This is a genomic window from Jiangella endophytica, assembly GCF_003427025.1.
In the GTDB taxonomy this organism is placed as follows: domain Bacteria; phylum Actinomycetota; class Actinomycetes; order Jiangellales; family Jiangellaceae; genus Jiangella; species Jiangella endophytica.
On record NZ_QVAI01000002.1, the window covers coordinates 154641 to 176730 of the forward strand.

At 74.4% G+C, this 22090-nt stretch carries 18 protein-coding genes and 1 riboswitch; of the genes, 7 read left to right on the top strand and 11 right to left on the bottom strand.

Annotation, left to right across the window (positions count from 1 at the left end; all coding sequences use genetic code 11):
• Positions 1-14: 14 nt before the first annotated feature.
• Both DZA62_RS05065 and DZA62_RS05070 read right to left on the bottom strand, forming a co-directional pair.
• Positions 15-674: an SIMPL domain-containing protein gene (locus DZA62_RS05065; protein WP_116947711.1), complete on the bottom strand. Its 660-nt coding sequence runs from the start codon at positions 672-674 to the stop codon at positions 15-17.
• Positions 675-677: 3 nt separating this feature from the next.
• Complete coding sequence (locus DZA62_RS05070) at positions 678-1313, bottom strand: VOC family protein (protein WP_116947712.1); 636 nt, start codon at positions 1311-1313, stop codon at positions 678-680.
• Positions 1314-1506: 193 nt separating this feature from the next.
• On the opposite strand from DZA62_RS05070, the gene DZA62_RS05075 reads away from it, so the two are divergent.
• The gene (locus DZA62_RS05075; protein ID WP_198663437.1) at positions 1507-1782 is read left to right on the top strand and encodes a GNAT family N-acetyltransferase; all 276 of its coding nucleotides are present in this window, start codon (positions 1507-1509) and stop codon (positions 1780-1782) included.
• A 4-nt stretch (positions 1783-1786) separates the two neighbouring features.
• On the opposite strand, the gene thiE is transcribed toward DZA62_RS05075, so the two are convergent.
• A complete protein-coding gene (gene thiE, locus DZA62_RS05080) occupies positions 1787-2455 on the bottom strand; it encodes a thiamine phosphate synthase (protein WP_116947714.1) in 669 nt (222 codons plus the stop codon).
• Positions 2456-2498: 43 nt separating this feature from the next.
• Positions 2499-2603, top strand: a riboswitch (TPP riboswitch).
• Here thiE and thiO point away from each other — a divergent pair.
• From thiO to DZA62_RS05100, 4 genes are all read left to right on the top strand, one after another.
• Entirely contained in the window at positions 2595-3752 is a 1158-nt protein-coding gene (gene thiO, locus DZA62_RS05085; protein ID WP_116948136.1) for a glycine oxidase ThiO, read from the top strand. Its footprint overlaps the riboswitch before it by 9 nt.
• Positions 3749-3973, top strand: a complete 225-nt coding sequence (thiS, locus tag DZA62_RS05090; RefSeq protein ID WP_116947715.1) for a sulfur carrier protein ThiS — start codon at positions 3749-3751, stop codon at positions 3971-3973. The genes thiO and thiS overlap by 4 nt, the downstream gene beginning before the upstream one ends.
• A 1-nt stretch (position 3974) precedes the next feature.
• Complete coding sequence (locus DZA62_RS05095) at positions 3975-4760, top strand: thiazole synthase (RefSeq protein WP_116947716.1); 786 nt, start codon at positions 3975-3977, stop codon at positions 4758-4760.
• A gap of 61 nt (positions 4761-4821) precedes the next feature.
• Positions 4822-5412 carry an HAD-IA family hydrolase gene (locus tag DZA62_RS05100; RefSeq protein WP_116947717.1) on the top strand — a complete coding sequence of 197 codons (591 nt, stop codon included), beginning with the start codon at positions 4822-4824 and terminating at the stop codon, positions 5410-5412.
• On the opposite strand, the gene DZA62_RS05105 is transcribed toward DZA62_RS05100, so the two are convergent.
• Entirely contained in the window at positions 5397-7067 is a 1671-nt protein-coding gene (locus DZA62_RS05105; RefSeq protein ID WP_116947718.1) for a SulP family inorganic anion transporter, read from the bottom strand. The genes DZA62_RS05100 and DZA62_RS05105 overlap by 16 nt on opposite strands.
• Positions 7064-7405, bottom strand: coding sequence for an ArsR/SmtB family transcription factor (locus DZA62_RS05110; protein ID WP_116947719.1), 342 nt, complete (start codon positions 7403-7405; stop codon positions 7064-7066). The genes DZA62_RS05105 and DZA62_RS05110 overlap by 4 nt, the downstream gene beginning before the upstream one ends.
• A 112-nt stretch (positions 7406-7517) precedes the next feature.
• On the opposite strand from DZA62_RS05110, the gene DZA62_RS05115 reads away from it, so the two are divergent.
• Positions 7518-8033 carry a DinB family protein gene (locus DZA62_RS05115; protein WP_157987486.1) on the top strand — a complete coding sequence of 172 codons (516 nt, stop codon included), beginning with the start codon at positions 7518-7520 and terminating at the stop codon, positions 8031-8033.
• Between the two features lie 21 nt (positions 8034-8054).
• Here DZA62_RS05115 and DZA62_RS37150 read toward each other — a convergent pair whose 3' ends face one another.
• From DZA62_RS37150 to DZA62_RS05135, 5 genes are all read right to left on the bottom strand, one after another.
• The gene (locus DZA62_RS37150; RefSeq protein ID WP_269813845.1) at positions 8055-8189 is read right to left on the bottom strand and encodes a hypothetical protein; all 135 of its coding nucleotides are present in this window, start codon (positions 8187-8189) and stop codon (positions 8055-8057) included.
• Positions 8190-8203: 14 nt separating this feature from the next.
• Positions 8204-8941, bottom strand: coding sequence for an alanyl-tRNA editing protein (locus tag DZA62_RS05120; RefSeq protein ID WP_116947721.1), 738 nt, complete (start codon positions 8939-8941; stop codon positions 8204-8206).
• 28 nt (positions 8942-8969) lie between these two features.
• Entirely contained in the window at positions 8970-10436 is a 1467-nt protein-coding gene (locus DZA62_RS05125; RefSeq protein ID WP_116947722.1) for an NAD-dependent succinate-semialdehyde dehydrogenase, read from the bottom strand.
• A gap of 9 nt (positions 10437-10445) precedes the next feature.
• Positions 10446-19790: a carboxypeptidase regulatory-like domain-containing protein gene (locus DZA62_RS05130; RefSeq protein ID WP_157987487.1), complete on the bottom strand. Its 9345-nt coding sequence runs from the start codon at positions 19788-19790 to the stop codon at positions 10446-10448.
• Between the two features lie 116 nt (positions 19791-19906).
• Positions 19907-20869, bottom strand: a complete 963-nt coding sequence (locus DZA62_RS05135) for a GlxA family transcriptional regulator (RefSeq protein ID WP_116947724.1) — start codon at positions 20867-20869, stop codon at positions 19907-19909.
• Between the two features lie 51 nt (positions 20870-20920).
• On the opposite strand from DZA62_RS05135, the gene DZA62_RS05140 reads away from it, so the two are divergent.
• The gene (locus DZA62_RS05140) at positions 20921-21322 is read left to right on the top strand and encodes a cupin domain-containing protein (RefSeq protein ID WP_116947725.1); all 402 of its coding nucleotides are present in this window, start codon (positions 20921-20923) and stop codon (positions 21320-21322) included.
• 33 nt (positions 21323-21355) lie between these two features.
• Here DZA62_RS05140 and DZA62_RS05145 read toward each other — a convergent pair whose 3' ends face one another.
• Positions 21356-22000: a nitroreductase family protein gene (locus tag DZA62_RS05145; protein ID WP_116947726.1), complete on the bottom strand. Its 645-nt coding sequence runs from the start codon at positions 21998-22000 to the stop codon at positions 21356-21358.
• Between the last annotated feature and the right edge of the window lie 90 nt (positions 22001-22090).

Sequence of the window (22090 nt, forward strand, 5' to 3'; positions counted from 1 at the left end):
GTGCTGCGCCCGGATCAGGACGCGGTGAAGTCGGCGGAGATCGTCGCCGACACCACGATCCGTTCCGGGCGCAGCGACACCGACGGACCGCCGTGGTCGGCGGCACCCATCTGCACGATCTTGAACGGCCCGCGTCCCTCCCAGCCGGGCTGCTCGTGCGGCCGGAGGCCCGGCTCGTACAGCGCCTCCACCTCGACCGTCGCGAACCCGAGCGTGGTGGCGTAGCCGGCCGCGCGGTCCTGCGCGTCGCGCACGGCCTCGGCCCGCACCTCGCGCTCGACCTCGCGGCGGCGCGCCTCGGTGAGCTCCCACTCGACGCCGTCGACGACCACGCCGTCGACGGCGCCCACGTCGGTGACCCAGGTGGAGAGCGCGACGAAGTCGGCGAACCTCACGGCCACGCCGGCGGCCGCGACTTGGAACGTCTCGCTGACGTCGGAGTCGCGGCGGTATCGCTGCACGGTCGACACGTACAGCTGGTCGGCCGACCAGCGGGTCGCCGCGCCCGCCGTCACGTAGCGTTCCGCGTCGGCGGACAGCCGCGCGTGCAGATCGACGACGAACGGGATGACGTCGGCCGAGCGGCGCGCCTCGCGGGTGGCGCGCAGGTGGACGGTGCCGCGTTCGGCCGGGAGCGGCCGCTGTGCCGTCCCGGCGACGGTGATGGTGACCATGGCTCAGACCGTGATCTCTCCGTGGCCGGTGCTGAACCGCACCGACCGCACGCCCGGCCCGCCGTTCACCGGCAGCCACCGCACGTCGACGTCGTCGAGCGGGTGGTCCTCGGGCTCGCCCAGCCAGGCCGTGACGAAGTGCGGGTCTCCGGCGATGTCGAGACTGAGCAGCTCGACGTCGTGGCCGCCCTTGGACGGGTGCTCGGCGGGGTCGGACTCCCAGTGCACGAAGAACGGCAGCTGCGGGTCGTTCATCAGGCCCATGACGCCGATCTGCCTCCACACCAGGTCGAAGCCGTCGGGCCGGACCCGGTGGCCGTCGACGGCGGGACGGCCCAGCCGCTCCTCGATCGGCGCGAGGTCGTCGACCGCGACCACCCAGCCGAGCCAGCCGCCGCCGGCCTCCGACCGCGCCTTCACCGCCTGACCGAACGGCACCTTGTCGACGGCGGGATGGTCCAGCGCCGCCACCACCTCGAGGTAGTGCCCACCGGCCAGCGGGAGCACGCGGTTGCGGGTGCCGAACCGCGGATGGAGGCCGCCGTCGACGAGCTCCACTCCCAGTTCACCGGCCAGCCGCTCCGCGGTGGCGTCGAGTCCGTCCGGTCCAGCCGCGTACGAGACGTGATCGAGGCGCATCCGTGCATCGTGGCAGCCTCCGGACCGGTTTGGCGAGCCGAGCCCGTCCGGACTGTCCGGCCCGTGCGTTACGGTTGCAGATCGGTGATCGCTGCGCATCGGGAAGATCGGTGCGAAGGGTCACCGGCACGAGTAGAAATGATCATGCAGCATCTGTGGCATCGATCCAGCATCCCCCTGGAGGCGACTGCGCGTGAGCATCGAGATCACCAGGACCGCCCGCAGCTACGCCGCTTACCTGGACGGACTCCGGGTCGGCGAACTCACCTACGCCCGCCGCGACGACGAGATCGTGGCCCTGCACACCGTGGTCGAGGAGGCCGCCGAGGGCAAGGGGGTCGGCGGCGCGCTGGCCCGGGCCCTGCTCGACGACGCCCGCGAAGGCGGCCTGAAGGTGGTTCCGCAGTGCCCGTTCGTCGCCGGTTTCCTCGACCGGCACCCCGACTACGCCGAGCTGCGAGCCGGCTGAGGTCTCACACCCGCAGCGCTGCCCGGAGCCGCCGGGCCGCGCCCTCCGGGTCGTCCGCGGCGGTGATGGCCCGGACGACGACCACCCGTCGGGCACCCGCGTCGACCACCTCGGCGACGCTGCGCTCGTCGATGCCGCCGATGGCGAACCACGGTGTGGCCGGCGCCGTCGCGGCGACCGCTCGAACGGTCTCGACGCCGACCGCCGGCCGGCCCTGCTTGGTCGGCGTCGGCCAGACAGGTCCGACGCAGAAGTAGTCGACGTCCGGGTCGGCCTCGGCCACCGCGGCCTGCTCGACGGAGTGCGTCGACCGGCCGAGCAGCACGTCCGGCCCGAGCAGCCGCCGGCTCGCCGCGACCGGCAGGTCCTCCTGGCCGGTGTGCAGAACGGCCGCCCCGGTCAGCTGGGCGAGGTCGGCGCGGTCGTTGACGGCGACCAGCGCGCCGTACCGCGCCGCGACCTCGGCCACCAGCGGCTGCAGTTCCAGCTCCGCGCGGGCGTCCAAGGACTTGTCGCGCAACTGGACGATGTCGACCCCGCCGGACAGTGCCGCGTGCAGGAACGACTCCAGGTCGCCGCGGGCGCGCCGGGCGTCGGTGCACAGGTAGAGCCGGGCGTCGGCCAGCCGGTGGCGCCGCAGCGCCGCCGTCGTCGCGTCGGGTGGCGTGGTCACAGGCGGAGTCTGCCACGGCCCGGTGCGGAGCCGGGGAGTACGGTGGACAGTGCACGGGAGCCCTGACGGCAGGGCTGAGAGGGCCAGCAGGCCGACCGTTGAACCTGAACTGGGTCATGCCAGCGGAGGGAGCATCGACGTGAGTGTGGACGTGGCCGTGGTCGGCTGCGGCATCATCGGCGCCTCGGTCGCCTGGCGGCTGTCCCAGCTCGGACTGACGGTCGCGTGCTTCGACCCGGCGCCCGGCGACGGCGCCACCTACGCCGCGGCGGGCATGCTGGCCGACGTCACCGAGGCCGAGTTCGGCGAGGACCACCTGACCGCACTGAACGTGGCGTCGGCGCGGTCGTGGCCGGACTTCGCCGCCGAGCTGACCGACGCCACCGGCGCCGACCTCGCGTTCCGGCGCACCGGCACGCTGACCGTCGCGTACGACTCCGGCGACCGGCAGCAGCTGCGCCGGCTGCTGGAGCTGCGCCGCGGTCTCGGGCTGCCGATCGAGGAGATCACCGTCGACGACGCCCGGCGGATGGAACCGCTGCTCGGCCCGCGGCTGGCCGGTGCCACGTGGACGCCTGACGAGCACCAGGCCGACCCACGCCGGGTGCACGCGGCGCTGCTGTCGGTCCTGGCCGACCGGGGCGTGGCGGTCGTCCGCCGGCGGGTCGCCGAGCTGAGCCCCGCCCCGTCGGGCGGGGTGGACGGCGTGGTCGACGACCACGGCACCCGGCACGGGGCCGGGTCGGTGATACTGGCGGCCGGCTGGGCCAGCCGCGAGCTGGCCCGCACGCTGCCCGGGCTCGCCGGCGTGCCGACCCGGCCGGTCAAGGGGCAGCTGCTGCGGCTCGACGCGTCCGGGCAGCCGGGGTTCACGCTGGGCCGGGTGGTCCGCGGCTTCGTGCAGGCCCGGCCGGTCTACCTCGTCCCGCGGCCCGGCGGCGAGGTCGTCGTCGGCGCCACCAGCGAGGAGCAGCCCGACGACCGTCAGGTCACCGCAGGCGGCACGTTCGCGGTCCTGCGCGACGCCCGGGCGCTGGTACCCGGCATCGACGAGCTGCCACTGACCGAGCTGACCGCGCGGGCCCGCCCCGGCAGCCCGGACAACCTGCCGTTGATCGGCGATTCCGGCATACCGGGCCTGCTGCTGGCGACCGGTCACTATCGCAACGGCATCCTCCTCGCGCCGCTCACCGCCTCGGCGCTCGCGGCTCGGTACCGTGCGGGAACGGTGCCGGAGTGGGCCGCGGCCGCGGATCCGCGCCGGTTCGCCGCGACTGTGACGGGAGGACCCACATGACCACGGTGGTGACGATCAACGGTGACGTCGTCGCGTTCGACTCCGACGCGACGCTGGGCGACGTCGTGCTGCGCACCATGACCAAGCCCGACGGAACGTTCAGCGACCGCGGCATCGCCGTCGCCGTCAACCAGATCGTCGTGCCCCGCGCCGACTGGGCCGCGACGCCGCTGCACCCCGACGACAAGATCGAGATCATCACCGCCGTCCAAGGAGGCTGACATGTCCACCGACCCCCTCGTCATCGCCGGGGTGCCGCTGTCGTCGCGGCTGATCATGGGCACCGGTGGCGCGCCCAGCCTGCTCGGGCTGGAGGCGGCGCTGCTCGAGTCCGGCACGGAGCTGACGACGGTCGCGCTGCGCCGGGTGCAGGCGAACGGCGAGGGGTCGGTCTGGGAGCTGCTGCAGCGCAACGGCATCCGGGTCCTGCCGAACACCGCCGGCTGCTTCTCCGCCGCCGAGGCGGTGCTGACGGCGAAGCTGGGCCGCGAGGCGTGCGAGACCGACTGGGTGAAGCTCGAGGTCATCGCCGACGACGTCACGCTGCTGCCGGACCCCATCGAGCTGGTGTCGGCGGCCCGGCAGCTGGTCGACGACGGGTTCACGGTGCTGCCGTACACCAACGACGACCCCATCCTGTCGCGCAAGCTGGCCGACGTCGGCTGCGCGGCCGTCATGCCGCTCGGCGCGCCGATCGGCACCGGTCTCGGCATCCTCAACCCGCGCAACATCGCCGCGATCGTCGCCGACGCGTCGGTGCCGGTCATCCTCGACGCCGGTGTCGGCACCGCGTCCGAGGCGGCGCTGGCGATGGAGCTGGGCTGCGACGCCGTCCTGCTCGCCACCGCGGTCACCCGGGCCGCCGATCCCGTCCGCATGGCCCGGGCGATGCGGCTCGCGGTCGAGGCCGGCCGCGACGCCGCGCTGGCCGGGCGCATCCCGCGCCGCGAGGACGCGCTCGCGTCGTCGCCGGTCGACGGCCGGGCCAACCTGGATCTGGCGATGTGACCGTCCCGGGTGCCGGAGTCCGGCTGTCGCCGGATGATCGTTCCTGGCACGATTCGTCCTCATGGGTCTGATCGACGTCCTCCTGCTCGACCTCGACGGTGTCGTACGCCACTACGATCCGGCGGCGACGGAGGCGATCGAGAAGGGCTCCGGCCTGCCGCCGGGCAAGCTGTACGAGACGGCGTTCGAGCCACGGCTGCTCCAGTCCGTCGTCACCGGCGGCATCACCCGCGCGCAGTGGGTCGACCGCGTCGCCGAGATCGTCGGGCCGGTCGCCGCCACCGCGTGGGCGACACAGCGCCCGTCCGTCGACCGCCAGGTGCTCGGCATCGTCCGCAAGCTGCGGGTGGCCGGGCTGCGGGTCTGCCTGCTCACCAACGGCACCGACCGCGTCGGCGCCGAACTGGCCGAGCTGCGTATCGCCGGCGACTTCGACCAGGTGTTCAACTCCGCGGACATCGGCGTGGCCAAGCCGGACCTGCGGGTGTTCATGCACGTGCTGCGGGTGCTGGGCGTCGATCGGTCGTCGGTGCTCTTCCTCGACGACTCCGCGGCGAACGTGCGGGGCGCGTCGGCGGTGGGCATGCGGGCGCACCTGTTCACGTCGGCGAGCGACCTCACCGACGCCTGCAAGACCTACCGGCTGCTCTGACCGGCCGCCAGCAGGCCGTGCGCGTACCCGATGGCCTCGGGCGTGCCGGCGAACACCCGGCCCTGGTCGCGTAGCCGGGAGATGACGCCCAGCCGGTCCAGCGGGCGCGCGTGACCGCCGCGCAACCCGGAGAGCAGCACGACGACGTGCCGGCGCTCCAGCCGCTCGATGGCGTCCTTGAGCACCAGTGCGCCGGTGGCGTCGATCGTCGTCACCCGCGACATCCGCAGGATCACCACCCGCACGTCGGCGACCTCGGACAGCTCCAGCAGGAAGCGGTGCGCGGCGGCGAAGAACAGCGGCCCGTCCAGCCGGTACGCGACGACGTGCGAGGTCAGCAGCGCCCGTTCCTCATCGCCGTGGTCGGCGGGGATGTCGTCGTGCAGCGGGACCTGGTCGAGTCTGACGTTGCGGGCGACGGCGCGCAGCGCGAGCGCACCGGCCGCGACCAGACCGAGGATGACCGCCTGCACCAGGTCCAGCGCCAGCGTCGCGACCGCGGTCAGGACCAGCACGAGGGCGTCGCCCCGAGTGGCGTGCAGCATCGCCCGCACCGAGCCGGCCTCGACCATGCGCACCGCCGTCGCCAGCAGCACCCCGGCCAGCGCGGCCAGCGGGATCCGCCCGACCACCGACGCGGCGGCGAACACGACCACCGCGAGCAGCACCGCGTGCGAGAGCGCGGCCAGCCGCGACACCGCGCCCGAACGCACGTTCACCGCCGTCCGGGCGATCGCGGCCGTCGCCGGAACACCGCCGAACAGCGGGGTGGCGACGTTGGCGAGGCCCTGGCCGAACAGTTCCTTGTCCGGGTCGTGCCGCTGGTCGACGCTCATGCCGTCGGCGACGGTGGCCGACAGCAGTGACTCCAGCGCGGCCAGCGCCGCGACCGCCACGGCGGGTGCGAGCAGGTCCGGCAGCACGGCAGGGTCGACGAAGTCGAGCGACGGCGCGGGCAGCCCGGCCGGCAGCGCCCCGATGCGCGCGACGTCGAACGCGGCCAGTTCGGCGACGACGGTGGCGGCGACGACCGCGATCAGCGAGAACGGGACGGACGGGCGCCGGCGCGCGCCGGCCAGCATGATCGCGGCGACGCCGGCGGCCAGGCCCATCGCGACCCAGTCCGGCGCGGCCACGAAGTCGCGCACCGCCTCGGCGGCCACCAGGACCACGCGGTCACCGTCGGGCACCGGCACCCCCAGCGCGGCCGGCACCTGCTGCAGGGCGATGACCGCCGCGATGCCGATCGTGAAGCCCTCGACCACGGGCGCCGGCACGTAGGCCATATACCGGCCGGCCCGGGCGACCGCCAGTGCCAGGAGGAGCAGCCCGGCCAGCAGTCCGACCATCAGGACGCCGTCGGCGCCGTGCTGGTGCACGATCGGTACCAGCACCACGGTCATCGCGCCGGTCGGCCCGGAGACCTGCAGGTTCGACCCGCCGCACAACGCCGCCACCGCACCAGCGACCACCGCCGTCGCGATGCCGGCGGCCGCGCCCAGACCGGACGAGATGCCGAACCCGAGCGCGAGCGGCAGCGCGACGACCGCGACGGTGGCCCCGGCCAGCAGGTCGCGCCGTGGCTGCCGGCGCATGCTCGCAAGGTCGGCGCGGGTGGGCAGGACCGACCGGACCCGGGACCACGCCCGGTTCATCGGGCGGCGGCGGCTTCCTCTTCCAGCTCCTGCAGGAGCTCGCGCTGACCGGCGAGCAGCTCGGTGAGGATACGGCGGGCCGCGCGCAGCAGATCGGCGACGTCGGGCCCGGCCATCGCGTAGACGACGGTGGACCCCTCGCGCGCGGAGGTGACGATGCCCGAGCGGCGGAGCACCGCCAGTTGCTGGGACAGGTTCGACGGCTCGACGTCGATCTGCTCGAGCAGCTCGCGTACCGGCACCGCACCGTCCTGGAGCAGCTCGAGGACCCGGATGCGGACCGGGTGACCGAGCATGCGGAAGAACTCCGCCTTGGCTTGGTGCAACGGGACCGGCATCGCTCCATCATCTGCGCAATTGAAGAATTCTTCAAATCGTGGCGGGCAGCCCGGCGCTGCGCCGGTGTTCTGTCCGCGACGTCCGCTACGGTCGTCTCACGAGGTGAGGCCGATGACCGACGCCGATTCGGTAGTGCCGCTCGAGCGTGTCGTGCCGCCGCTGCGGGCCGACGAGCGCGAGGCCCTGATCCTGCGTCTCGACTTCCTGCGCGAGACCGTGGTCAACAACGTGGCCGGCCTGAGCCTGGTGCAGGCCACCACGGCGCCCGTCGCGCCGAGCACGCTCACTCCGGCCGGCATCGTCCGCCACCTCATCGGTGTCGAGCGGTGGTGGTTCGCGTTCACCTTCGCGGCACTGCCCGAGGTCACCGATCCCTGGGCCGGCGACGACGGCGGCTTCGAGCTGGCGCCCGGCGAGTCGCTGGCCACCGTCGTCCGCAGCTACCTCGCCGAGTGCGCCCGCTCCAACGAGATCGTCACGGCCCACTCCCTCGACGACGTCGCCGGCCGCGACGGACACGATTTCGACCTGCGCTACGCCGTCCTGCAACTCGTCGAGGAGACCGCGCGGCACTGCGGCCATCTCGACCTCCTGCGCGAGGCCATCGACGGCGCCGCCGGCCACTGATCGAGTGGCGCGCCGGACGCCTCACGCCAGATCGCCTTCGAGCGGACAGCGGACGTCCGGATCGGGGTCCGGCGGGCAGTCGGGGTCGAGGTCCAGGTGCACGTGGCGCGACCCGGTGCCGAGGTACCGGACGAGCGCCGTGCGCCTACCGATCACCACTCGAAGGCGGCTCAGTCGACCAACTTGAGGCGGATGCGGCGGAAGCCGCGGCCCTTGTTCTCGACCTTGGCCACCTCGACCCGGCCGATCTGTCTGGTCGACGCGACGTGGGTGCCGCCGTCGGCCTGGAGGTCGAGGCCACGGATGTCGACCAGCCGGATGTCCTGGAGGTCCGGCGGCAGCAGGTCGGTGGCGGTCTTGACGATCGGGCCGAGCGCGTACGCGTCGGCGCGCGGCAGCACCCGGACGTCGATGACGCGATCGGCGGCCACCTCGGCGTTGAGCCTCTCGGTGAGGCTCTCCTTGAACCCGGCCGGCACCTCGGCGAGGTCGAAGTCGAGGCGGGCCTGGCCGGGCTCCATGTTGCCGCCGGTCACCGGCACGCCGAAGTCGCGCGCCATGACGCCGCACAGCACGTGCAGCCCGGAGTGCGTGCGCATCAGCAGGCTGCGCCGCTCGTCATCGACGGCGCCGCGGACCTGCGTCCCGACCGGCGGCAGCGGATCGTCGGGGTCGGGCACCAGCCACAGGTCGTCGCGTGGGCGGACACCGACGATGCGGGTGGTGACGCCGCCCCAGATCAGGACGCCGTGGTCCGGCGGCTGGCCGCCGCCGCCCGGGTAGAACGCGGACCGGTCGAGGACCAGCCCTTCCTCCGGGTCGCTGGCGAGGACCGTGCAGTCCCACTCGCGCAGCGTCTGGTCGTCGAGTTCCAGGCGATGCGTCCGCCCGTGGTGGTCGTGTCGCACCTACGCGAACGTACTCCCGCCCCGGTGCTCAGGGAAGGCTGATCGCCACGTACTTGGTCTCGAGGTACTCCTCGATCCCCTCGGCGCCGCCCTCGCGGCCGAACCCGCTGGCCTTGACGCCGCCGAAGGGGGCGGCCGGGTTCGAGACGATGCCGGCGTTGAGACCGACCATGCCCGCCTCGAGTCCTTCGCTGACTCGCAGCGCCCGCTGCAGGTCGCGGGTGAAGACGTACGCGACCAGCCCGTACTCGGTGGCGTTGGCGCGGGCGACCGCCTCGTCGTCGGTCGAGAACGTGGTGACGGGGGCGACCGGGCCGAAGATCTCCTCGGTCAGCAGCCGGGCGTCGTCGGGGACGGCGGCGAGGACGGTGGGCTGGTAGAAGTAGCCGGCGTCGCCGGTGCGGCTGCCGCCGGTGACCACCTTGGCGCCGCGGTCGACGGCGTCGGCGACCAGCTCCTCGACGGCGCCGCGCTGTTTGGCGCTGACCAGCGGGCCGACGTCGACGCCGTCGTCGGTGCCACGGCCGACCCGCAGCGACGTCATGCGCTCGGCCAGCTTGTCGGTGAACTCGGCGGCGACGGACTCGTGGACGTGGAACCGGTTGGCCGCGGTGCACGCCTCGCCGACGTTGCGCATCTTGGCCAGCATGGCGCCGTCGACGGCGGCGTCGAGGTCGGCGTCGTCGAACACGAGGAACGGCGCGTTGCCGCCCAGCTCCATGGAGACGCGGAGCACCTGCCGCGCGGACTGCTCGATCAGCGTGCGTCCGACCGCGGTGGAACCGGTGAAGGAGAGCTTGCGCAGCCGCGGGTCGCGGATGATCGGCTCGGACACGGCGCCGCTCGACGTCGTCGGGATGACGTTGAGGACGCCGTCGGGCAGGCCCACCTCGCGCAGGATGCGCGCCAGCGCCAGCATCGACAGCGGCGTCTCGTGCGCCGGCTTCACGACCATGGTGCAGCCGGCCGCGATGGCCGGGGCGATCTTGCGAGTGCCCATGGCCATCGGGAAGTTCCACGGCGTGATGAAGAACGACGGCCCGACCGGCTGCTTCATGGTGAGCAGCCGGCTGCCGCCCGCGGGCGCGACCGAGTAGCCGCCGCTGATGCGCACGGCCTCCTCGGAGAACCAGCGCAAGAACTCCGCGGCGTAGGCGATCTCGGCCTTCGACTCCTTGACCGCCTTGCCCATCTCGAGCGTCATGATCAGCGCGAGGTCGTCGGCCTGCGCCGTGACGGCCTCGAACGCGCGGCGCAGCAGCTCGCCACGCTCGCGCGGCGGGGTGGCCGCCCACGAGGCCTGCGCCTCGGCAGCGGCCGCCAGCGCCGCCAGACCGTCGTCGGGCGTGGCGTCGGCGACGGTGGTGACGACCTCGCCGGTGGACGGGTCCTCGACGCCGAACCGCTCGCCGGACGACGCGGCCCGCCACTCACCGCCGATCAGCAGGTCGGCCGGCACCCCGGACACCACGGCACGCTCTCTGTCCGCACTCATGCTCCATTCCTACCCCGGCGGCCGTGCCATGTCGCGGGCCGTGCCGGGAATGGTCACGGCCGGGCCGTCGACGACGAGGGCGAGGCCGTCGACGTCCAACTCGGCGCTCAGCGTGTAGGCGCCGCCGGCCAGGCCGGACAGCACGTGCAGGTACCGCACGCCGGCCCAGCGAAGGTCGTGCCGGGCCACCTCCGCGCCGGTCGCATCGCGGACGACGAGCACGGCGGCGTCGGCGGGCGCCCCGGTCGCCGACGGGCCGGTGAGGTCCAGCGTGACCGGGCGGACCCGGCCGGTCCCGCTGACGGTCCACTCCGGTTCCCACCGCTCGAGGGCGACGGGGGCGGACGCGCCCGACTCACCCGCGGCGTTGGCGGCGACGGCGGTCAGCTCGTTCGGGCCGACGCTCACCGGCACGGCCGCGTGCCAGCTGCCGTCCGGCGCAGTCGATGCCGTCGCGACCGGCTCGCCGCCGGCCAGCACCGTCACCGTCGACGGCCAGTCCGCGGTGCCGCTCGCCTCGACGGTGCTGGTCACCGTGACGGCCGGCGCGGTCAGCGCGGGAACCGACGGAGCGGTCAGCGTGGCGTCACGAGCCCAGTCGACGGCGTTGAGCAGCAGCCGCCCGCCGTCCTCCGTCCAGCCGCGGCCGGGGCCGACGGCGCCGGTGACCGCGCTGGCCGAGAGCACGACCTCGACGCTCCCGGCGGTGCGCCAGTCGTAACCGGCGGCGATGCCGGTGACCGGCGACGAGAGCGACGCCAGCGGCCGGCCGGCGTACGCCGACAGGGCGCTGTAGTACCCCCCGTCGGTGATCAGTGTGGCCGGGTCGGCGAGGCCGGCGAACAGGTCGTGGGCCGGGTCGAAGCCGGTGATCGTCACCGGCCCGTCGCCGTAGCCCTGGTCCCCGACGACGACCCGATCGGTGTACGCCTCCAGCAGCCGGACGCCGCCCTGGTCCACCCCCCAGGTACCGGTGAGGACGAGGCTGGTCTCGGCGGCGTCGGCCGCGGTCAGCACACCTTCGAAGGTCGCGCGGTCCGGCTCGCCGCCGTTGACCACGACCACCTCGTAGGCGTCGAGGCTCCCGGCCGCGACGGTCCAGTCCAGCGGCGCGGCCGCGACGCCCGCGTCGCGCAGGAACGTGGTCACCGCACCGCCCACGTCGCCGAGCACGCCGACATCCAGCGGCTCCAGCGTCACGTCCAGTGTGGCGGTGGCTCCCGCGGTCACGGTGACGGACGCGGTCCCCGGCAGGTGGCCGTCCGCGGTCACCGTCACCTCGTACGTGCCCTCCAGCAGGCCGTCGGCCACGTACGCGCCGGACTCGTCGGTGATGGCGGTCCAGCCGTCCGGCCCGGTCCCGGTGAGGACGGCGCCGCCGACCGGGTCGCCGTCGGCCGTGACGGTACCGGCGACGCTCCCCCGCGGCAGTGGCGTCAGGTCGGCGTCGAGCGTGACGGTGCCGGATGCCGGGACCTCGACGGTGTGCGTCGACGGCGCGTACCCGAACGCCTCGACGCGGACGGTGTGCGTTCCGGCCGCCAGGCCGAGCACGTACGAGCCGTCCGTCTCGGTCGTCGTCGACACGGCGGCCTCGACCGCCGTCACCGTCGCGCCGCCGACCGGTTCGCCGCCTGCCGTCACGGTGCCCACCACCTGGGCCTGCCGCGCCTCGGTCGCCCACGCGACGGCGTTGAGGTAGATGTCCGCCGCGGCCTCGGTCCACCGGTCGCCCGGCCGGCCGTACGAGCTGGCCGCGAGCCCGCCGAGCAGGATCTCGACGCTGGATCCCGACGTGAACCGGTAGCCGACCGCGTCGCCCAGCGCGGTGCCGTCGGCCGCCCGCAGCGAGGCGACCGTCGTCCCGCTGTAGCCGGAGTAGGTGAGGTACTGCTGGTTGCCGCCGGGGTTGAGCAGCAGCGGGATCGGCTCACCGGCCGGGTACCCGGCGAAGATCGGGTGCGCGGCCGACGGCACGTACTCGACCGCCTCCGGCACGAAGTCGTACTCGACGTCCGCAGGGTCGCCGCGCAGGCCGGACAGCGCACCGACCGCGTACCCGCCCCACTGCCCGGCGTAGACGACGGACACACCCGCCGCCTCCGCGGCCGCGACGACCTCGCCGAACGCCGCGCGCTCGGAGCTGAGGACCGTGCCGTTGAAGACGATCAGCCGGAAGTCGCCGGCCCGAGCGGCCAGCCCGCCGAGCTGCGCGCCGCTGACCTGCTCGACGGCGTACCCCTCACGCTGCAGCAGCCCGGTGATCGACGACGACAGGTCCTTCACGACCGCGATCGGCAGCGACGCCCGCAGCCGGACGTCCACCTGCGCCGTCGCGCCGTCCGGCACCGCGACCGGCCGCTCGGCCGCCTGGAACCCGGCCGCCGTGACCCGCAGCGTCCACCCGTCGGCCGGCACGCCGGGCACGCTGAACGTGCCGTCGGCGGCGGTCGTGGTGGTCAGCGGGGTGCCGAGCAGCTCGATCCGCGCGCCGCCGACCGCCGCGCCGTCCGGGCCGGTGACCGTGCCGGCGACGGTGCCCATCGGCCGAGTGGCCAGCTGGATCGGCCGGGTCAGCACCTGTCCGGCGGTCACCGTCACCGCGACCTCCGCCGTGACGTGCCCGAAGCTCTCCGCGCGCAGCGTCCACGTGCCCGGCGCCAGCGGGACGACGAAGCTGCCGTCGCCGGCCCGTGCCGGGACCGTCTCACCGGTCTCCGCCACCGAGACGGTTCCGGTCAGCGCCGCGCCACCGGTGCCGGTGAGTGCGCCACGCACCTCCGCGCCGAGCCGCTCGCCGTCCAGCGCGTAGCCGAGCGCGTTGCGCAGCAGGCGCTCCGCCTCCGGCGACCAGCTCAGCCCGGCCTGCGAGCCGTAGGCCGGGTAGCCGTAGGTGCTCACGGAGAGCGAGCCGAGCAGCACGTCGACGGCCCGAGCCCCCCGGTGCCGCACTCCGGCGAGGCCGCCACCGGACCCGTCCGCGGCGGCGACCGTCGCGACCGTCGTGCCGCTGAACTCGTCGAACCACGAATACTCGGCATCGGCCTCGGCCAGCGGGAACGTCGCCGGCAGCCCGGCCAGCAGCGGGTGCTCGGGCAGCGCGGCGGACGCCGTGACGGCGCCGTCGTCGCGGCCCTCACCGGTGACCCCCGGGTCGCCGCCGTAGTCGGACAGGTACCGGAACGCGCCGCGGCCGAACTGGTCCAGCCAGATCGCCGGCACGCTCGCCCGGTTGAGCGCGTCGTCGAACGCGGCCCAGCCGGCCGAGCCGGGGTCGGACCCGGACGCCGAGCCGAAGTTCCCGACGACGAGGTCGAGGTCGCCGACAGCGGCGGTGTCGGACCAGGTCAGGGCGTGCGGCTCGTAGCCCCAGTACGCGAGGTACGCGGTCAGCCTGCCCTGGTAGTCGTCCAGCACGCCGACCGACGGCGACGACCGCAGCTCGGCGTCGGCGCCGGTCTGCCCGCCGATCGTGACGGTCACCGGCACGCGGGTGCGGACATGCCCGTCGGCGACCACCTCCAGTTCGTAGTCGCCAGGCTCGACCAGCGTCAGCGTGTACGTGCCGTCGTCCGCGGTCGTGGTCGTCAGCGGGGTGCCGAGCAGCGTCACCGTGGCGCCGGTGACGGGGTCGCCCAGCGCGGACGGCCCGGTGACGCCGGCCTCGCCGGTGATCCGGCCGCTGATCGTCCCGGTGTCGGCCGGGGTCAGCTCGACGTCGAGGGCGGTGACGCCGTTGCGCGTGACGGTGACGGCGTGCTCCGCGGTCTTGTAGCCGAACGCGGTGATCCGCAGCGTGTAGTCGCCGGCCTCCAGCGGGACGACGTACGTACCGGCGGCGTCCGCGGCGACCGTGCGGCCGGACTGCGTGACCTCGATCGTGGCCGGCACCCGGACGCCGCCCGCGCCGGTGACGGTGCCCTCGACGCTGCCCAGCCCGGGCGCGGCGGCCCAGCGGACCGCGTTGAGGTAGAGCGCGCGGCCGTCGTCGGTCCAGTCGTCGGCCGGGTGCTGCAGCACGGTCGCGGCCAGCCCGGACAGCAGCAGGTGGACGCTGCCCGGTGTGCGCGCGGTGAAGGCGGCGCCGACGCCGCGGTCGCCACCCTCCTCGGTGATCGTGTGCGCCAGCGGGGTGCCGGAGTAGTCGACGATGCCGGCGGTGTACCGGTCGGCGCGCAGGATCTCCGGCTGGTCGGGCAGCCCGGCGAACAGCGGGTGGTCCGGCCGCGTCGGCGCGAACGCGACCAGGCCCTCGCCGGTGATCGGCGTGGTCCCGGCCGGGTCGCCGAGGTACTTGCGCAGCAAGCGGACGCCACCGTCGGTGCTGAACCGGTCGTCCGGGAAGATGCCGCTGACCTGCGCGGCGTCCATCGCGTCGAGGAAGGCGCGGAAGGTCGCCTCGCCCGGGTCCGGCGGGTCGTTGAACACGACCACGTCGAACTCGCCGACGCGCGCGACGTCGGTGAACGCGATCGGCTCGGCGGCGATCTCCGCGGCGGTGAGCAGCGCGACGATGCCGTCACTCGCGTAGTCGCCGATGACGCCGACCCGCGGCGACGCTGCCAGCTCGACGTCCGCGACGCTCTCCTGACCGGCCACGACGTCGACGGCGGCGCTCGCGGTGAAGTGCCCTGGGGCCGAGACCCGCAGCTCGTACGTGCCGCCCGGCACGTCGGCCAGCGTGTACGTCCCGGCCGCATCGGTGGTGACGGTCAGCGCGGTGCCGGTGACGGTGACCTGCCCGCCGGCGACCGGGCTGCCGTCGCGGCCACTGGTGACGGTGCCGCGGATCGCGCCGAGGCCGGAGCCGGCCAGCGTCGCGTCGACGGTGATCGTTCCGCCGCCGGCGACCGTGACCGGCCGCTCGACCGGTGTGCTGCCGGGCCGGGCGAACCGGACCGCGTGGTCGCCGGGTTCGAGCAGCAGCCGGTAGCCGCCGTCGGCGCCGGTCGTGGCGCTCTGCCCGGCCGCCGTGACGGTGACGCCTGGCAGCGCCGCGCCGGCCTCGTCGGTGACGGTGCCGGTGACCGCGCCGAACTCCGCGTCGGCCGCGTAACGGACCGCGTTGCCGAGCACGGTGAACGCAGGCGGCAGCCAGTCCTCGTCCGGGACGCCCCAGCTCGCCGCCGCCGCCAGCGAGCCGAGCAGCACGTGCGCACCGCCGACGCCGCGCGGTGCGTAGCCGATCGCACCGCCGGCAGCGCCGGTCTCGTCGGTGTGCAGCTCCGCGACCGTCACACCGGAGTAGCCCGTGAACGCCGACCACGCGGAGCCCGCGGCCAGGAGCTCCGTTCGCTCACCCGGCGCCAGCCCGGCGGTGAGCGGATGCTGCGCCGTCGGCAGCAGCGACACCCGGCCGGCGCCGCTGAGGTCGCCCGGTGCGGCCTGCGGGTCACCGGTGTAGTCGACGAGGTGGTTGATCGCGCCCCAGCCCAGCGACCACTGGTCCAGCCAGACGACGCTGGTGCCGGCCGCGTCCGTGGCGGCGAGGAACGCGTCGAATCCCTCCTGGCCGGGCTCGCTGCCGTCGGCGCCGTTGGCCACGACCACCTCGAAGTCGCCCGGCCGCGCCGTGACGTCGGCGTAGTCGGTGGCCTGCGCGGCGTAGCCGAGGTCCTCGAGGACCGCGAGGATGCGCCCGCGGTCGTCCCCGACGACGGCCACCTCGTAGCGGGTGAGGGTGAGGTCCGCGGTCGCGGTCTGACCCGCGGTGACGGTGATCCGCTGATGCAGCGGCGCGTAGCCGGGCAGCTCCGCCGTGACGGTGTACGCGCCGGCGGCGACGCCGTCGAACCCGAAGCCGCCGTCGTCGCCGGTGGTCGTGGGGTCGAGCGGGGTGCCACCGAGCGTGACGGTGACGCCGGCCAGCGGGTCGCCCGCGGCGTCGCGGACGGTTCCGGCGACGGCGCCGGTCTCGACGGCGGTGAGCTCGGCGTCGATCGTGACGGTGGCGCCGGCGGCCAGCTCGACCGTCTCGGTGTGCGTGCTGAGCCCGTAGTGCGCGACGGTGACGGTGTAGCTGCCGGGCGGCTCGGTGAACTCGAAGGCCCCGGTGTCCGGGTCGGCCGTGAGCTCGGTGCCTGACTCCTCGACGCGGACGGTCGCGGCAATCGGGCCGTCCGGCCCGGTGACGGTGCCGCGGATGGTCCCGGTCGGGCGGAACGCGTGGACGTTGCCGCGAACGTCGGCGCTGACCAGCAGCCCGTCGGCGTAGGCAGGCGACGTCGTCACGTTGCCCGCGGCCGCGGCGTCCCAGACCAGCCTGCCGGTGACCGCGTCGAGCGCCCAGAGCCGGAAGTCCAGTTGCGAGCCGCCGACCACGAAGCCGTCGTCGGTGACCATGATCGACGCGCTGACCGCGCCGGACACGGCGTACTGCCAGACCCGCTCGCCGGTCTCGCGGTCGTACGCGACGACCAGCCCGAGGCCGTGCGACCCGGCGATCACCAGGTCGCCGTAGACGGCCGGCGTGCTGCCCTGGCCGTCGCCGTGCGTCGCGGCCTCCCAGCGCAGCGTGCCGGTGGCCGCGTCGACGGCGAGCAGGCTGCCGCCGCCGTCGCCGTCCGTCGTCGGGACGAACACGGTGCCGTCGACGATGCTCGCACCGCCGATGAAGTAGTCGCGGTCGCGCGTCAGCGTCCAGCGGACCGCGCCGGTGGCCGCGTCGAGCGCGATCAGCTCGCCGTCGTCGGCGTTCCCGACGATCGCCAGGCCCTCGCCGACCGCGGGTCCGGCGAACACCGACGTGCCGACGTCGGTGGCCCAGAGCTGCTCCCCCGTCGCCGCGTCCAGCGCGAACACGGTGTCGTCGCGGGTCTGGGTCGGTCCGGTGGCCGCATAGACGACGCCGTCGACGACGCTCGGCGCGGTGTAGACGGTGAGCCGGCCCGGCGTGGGGACGGACCACCGCGGCTGCCCGGTCGCCGTGTCGAGCGCGACCAGTCCGCCGTCCAGCCCGCCGCCGGTGACCACCAGGTCGCCGGCCACGGCCGGGGTGCCGCGCAGCGCGTCGCCGGTCTGGTACGACCACAACCGCTCGCCGCCGCCCGCGTCGTAGGCGGCCAGCCGGCCGCCGTCGGAGCCGAGGAACACCCGTCCGCCGGCGATCACCGGCGAGGCGAACGTCACCGCGCTGCCGGCGCGCTGCGTCCAAGCCGGGCGCAGCGTCGCCGCGGCGAGCGCGTCGCCGCTCATACCGCTGCGGGTCGCGTTGTTCTGGTACTGCGTCCAGCCCGGGTCGGTGGGCTGATCGAGCGCGTCGAGCGCGATGTCGAGGTGCTCGTCGGCGTCGAGCGTCCACTCCTGGGTGCGCGGCTGGTGGCCGGCCGCGGTGACCCGGACGGTGTACGTGCCGGCCGCGACCCCGTCGAACGCGAAGCCGCCGTCGGCACCGGTGGTGGCGGGGTCGAGCGGGGTGCCGTCGAGCGTCACCCGGGCGTGCGCGACCGGGCCGTCGCCGCCGGTGACGGTGCCGGTGACGTCGTGCGTCGCGGCGGCGTCGAGCACGAGGTCCAGGGTGGTCGTCTCGCCGATCGTGACGGCGACGGCCGCGGTCGCCGTCACGTAGCCGTAGGCGGCCGCCGTCACGTCGTGGTCGCCGGCCGCCGCGGGCAGCGAGTATGTGCCGTCGGCGGCGGTCGTGGCCGCGTCCTCCCCGGCGGTGACCGTGACGCCGCCGAGCGGGTCGCCGCCGGCGTCGGTGACCGTGCCGCCGACGGTGCCCGAGTAGGCCGCGCGCGTGACGGCGGCGAACGCGTCGACGATGCCGGCGCCGTAGGTGTCGTTCGGGACCTCGCCCATGTGCGCCTCGGTGCGCGCGGTGTCCTCGAGCAGGCCGCGGACGTCGTCGATGGTGAGGTCCGGGTTCGCCGACATCATCAGCGCGACGACACCGGTGGCGTGCGGCGCGGCCATCGACGTGCCGGAGATGGTGTGGTAGCCGTCCTCGCCGTCAGGGAGATCCCGCGGCCAGGTGGAGCGGATCTGGTGGCCGGGCGCGCTGAACTGCGGCTTCCGGTACCGCTCGCCGTCCCAGATCGACGGGCCCCGGCTGGAGAAGCTCGCGACGAGGTCGTTGACGTCGGTCGCGCCGATGCCGATGGCGTTCGGGAAGCTGGCCGGCGAGCCGACCGTGCCCGGCGCCGGGCCGTTGTTGCCGTTGGCGAAGATCGGCACGATGCCGGCCGCCTCCCATGCGGCCACGTCGTCCCAGAACGTCGTCGCGCCGCCGGCGTCGGAGCCCCACGAGTTGTTCACGACGTCGGGTGCGGCGGCCGGATCGCCGCCGGGCGCGAGCATCCACTGAAAGCCGTCGTGGATGATCGACTCGGTCGTGCTGCCGGAGTCGCGGAAGATCTTCGCCGCGATCCAGGTGGCGCCGGGCGCGACGCCGGTCAGCTCGCCGGGCGCGGAGCCGACGATGCTGCCGGTGACGTGCGTGCCGTGGCCGCTGCCGTCGCCGGGCGTCGGGTAGTTCTCGCCGGTCGGGACGTACCAGCTGGTCGCCGGGTCGCCGGAGGTGCCGCGCCACGACGGCGCCAGCGCCGGGTGCCCGCCGTCGGCGCCGCCGTCCATGATGCCGACGACGACGCCCTCGCCGCGGACGCCGTACTCGCCCCAGACGTCCGGCGCGTGGATCTTCTCCAGGCTCCAGCTCGGCAGCAGCGCCTCGCCGGGCGCGGGCTCGATCGGCTCCTCGAGGGTGATCTCCTCGTCCAGCCCGACGCTCTGGACGTCCGGGTGGCCGTCGAGGGCGGCCAGCGTCGCGGCGTCGATCGTGGCGGCGATGCCGTTGAAGATCCAGTACGGGGTGACGGCGGTGGCCCCGCGCTCCGCGAGCAGGTCGAGGACGGCCGGCTGGGTGGCGTCGGCGGTGTCGCGCAGTTCGGTGACGACGGTCTCGGCGCGGGCGGCCCGGGCCCGCTCGGCGACCGCTCGCTCCGCCTCGGGCCCGCTGGACCGCAGGCTCGCGCGCGCTTCGGTGGCGGCCGCCGTCGCGGCGGCGTCGGCGCGGTCCGCCACGGCGGCGATGTCGGCCTGGTCGCGCAGCCGGATGATCACGGGGACGGTGCCCCCGTCCGCCGCTGCGGTGCGGACGGCGTCCTCGACGCCCGTGGGTGCCGCGGTGTCCGCGTCCGGCACGGCGCTCGTCGCGGCTCCGAAGCTCGCCGGGTCGACCGGGAGCCCCGCTGTGAGCTCGGCCGCTATGCCGTCAGCCCCGGCCGCGGCCTTCGTGACCGCGGGCCGGGCCGGGAGAGAGCCGGACGCCGTCGCCGTCGGCGGCAGCACCCCCACGGCCAGCAGCGGCGCCAGAAGCACGGCGAGCGACCGCGAGAACAGCGTCGCCACAACCATGGTGACCACCCTTCACCACGAAGTCAGACATTGTGGTGCGTAACGGTATAGACCAGTCACGGCGGGTGTAAAGATCGTGATGTGACGATCGTGTGTCCGGTTGCTGCCAGTGACAGCTACGGGACAGCGCGCGCCGCGCGATACGCCATCGGGGCGAGGCCGGTGTGCCGGCGGAAGTGTTGCCGCAGGTTGGCAGCCGTGCCGAAGCCGGTCGCCCCCGCGATCTCGGCGACGTCCAGCGCGGTCGTCTCCAGCAGTGAGCGGGCGAGGTCGATGCGCTCGTGGTGCAGCCAGCGCAGCGGCGTGGTGCCGGTCTCGGCGAGGAAGCGGCGGTGGAACGTGCTCGGGCTCATCGCGGCGCGACCGGCCAGCTCGGCGACGGTGAGCGAGTGGTCCAGATGCGCCGACGCCCAGGCCATCGCACCGGCGAGCGTCGCCGCGCCGGGCCGCGGCACCGGCCGCTCGATGAACTGCTGCTGGCCGCCGTCACGGTGCGTCGGGAACACCAGCCGGCGGCTGACCGCGCTGGCGACCGCGGCACCGTGGTCGGACCGGATGATGTGCAGGCCCAGGTCCATGGCCGCCGCGCTGCCGGCCGCCGTCAGCACCTGTCCGTCGTCGACGAACAGCACGTTCGGCCGCAGGTCGACGGCCGGGTAGCGGCGGCTGAACCGGTCGGCCCAGCGCCAGTGCGTGGTGACGGTGTGCCCGTCCAGCACGCCGGCCTCGGCCAGCGTGAACGCGCCGGTGCAGAAGCTCACCATCCGGGCGCCGCGCGAAGCGGCCGCCCGGAGCGCGTCGAGGACCTGGTCGCCGAAGCCGTGCTCCGGGTCGGGCCGGTTCGGTGCGATCACGGTGTCGGCCGCCGCGACGTCGTCCAGCGTGCCGGGGCAGCGCATGGTGAACAGGCTCTCGCGGACCTCCAGCTCGTCGCCGGCCGAGCAGACCACGAAGTCGTACCAGTCGACGTCCAGCTCCGGCCGGGCGATGCCGAACAGCTCCATCCCGATGGCCATCTCCAGCGGGTTCGCGCCCGGCCCGACCAGCAGGGCGACGCGGTGCGAGGATCCTTGCGACATATGCCATTTCTACTACTCGCGGCGACGTCGCCGCCGGTGGATCCTGGCGGCATGACCTCCTCGCCCATCGGCCTCGACGCCGCCCTCGCCTCGTTCGACGACCTGTGGAACCCGCGCATCGTCACGCGCGTCAACGACTACGACGTCCGGGTGGCCAAGGTGGCCGGCGACTTCGTCTGGCACTCGCATGACGACACCGACGAGTTCTTCCTGGTTCTGGACGGCGAGCTGACCATCGCGCTGCGCCCGGCCGCCGACGAGCCGGAGACGGCTGTCGTGCTGCGCCGCGGCGACGTCTTCGTCGTCCCGCGCGGCATGCCCCACCGCCCGTCGTCCAGCGGCGCGTCGATCCTGCTGTTCGAGCCGACGGGCACGGTGAACACCGGTGACCACGACGGCGACGTGCCCGGCCACATCACCCGCACGACCGGCCAGGAGCTGCCGGCCTCGTGAGCGGGCCGAGGAGGTTCGTGCGGGCGTCACGCGTCAGCCGAGCGGTGACCCCCAGCGGTCGAGGTAGCTGAGCTCCTCGACCGGCTGCCGGGTGCCGGGCTTGAAGTCCTGCGTCGTCGTGTAGGCGACCGGCAGCAGGCCGACCTGCGTGACGTCGTCGGGGATGCCGAGGATGCGGGCCGCCTCGGCCTCCTTGACCAGGTGGTAGGACGTCAGCGTGGAGCCGAGGCCGCGGGAGCGCAACGCCAGCTGGAAGCTCCACACCGCCGGGAAGATGCCGCCGTAGAACACCGAGTCGGCGGCGTTGTCGCCGTGCGGCCGGCCCCGCACGCAGGGGATGACGAACACCGGCACCCGCTCGATGACGTCGACGAGGTACTGGCCGGACGCGAGGATGCGTTTCATCGGCTGCTGCTCGGCGGCCGGGCCGGCGGCCTCGCGGCGGCGGCGCATGTACTCGGAGCCCACCTCACGGAAGATCGCGCCGAGCTGGTTGCGCAGCTCCTGGTCGCGCACCACCAGCCAGCGCCAGCTCTGCGCCGCGCCCGGGGTGGGCGCCTGCACGGCGAGACGCAGGCACTCGGTGATGACCTCGGGCTCCACCTCGCGGTCGAGGTCGAGCTTGCGCCGGACGGCGCGCGTGGTGCTGAGCAGGTGGTCGGTGACGACGGTGTCCATCGTGCGGGGCCTCCTCGATGAGTGAGTCCGATTGTCGGTGATCGCGCTCGGGGGCGACGTGTCCGCGGCCGTCCCGGGGTCGCTGGGCAC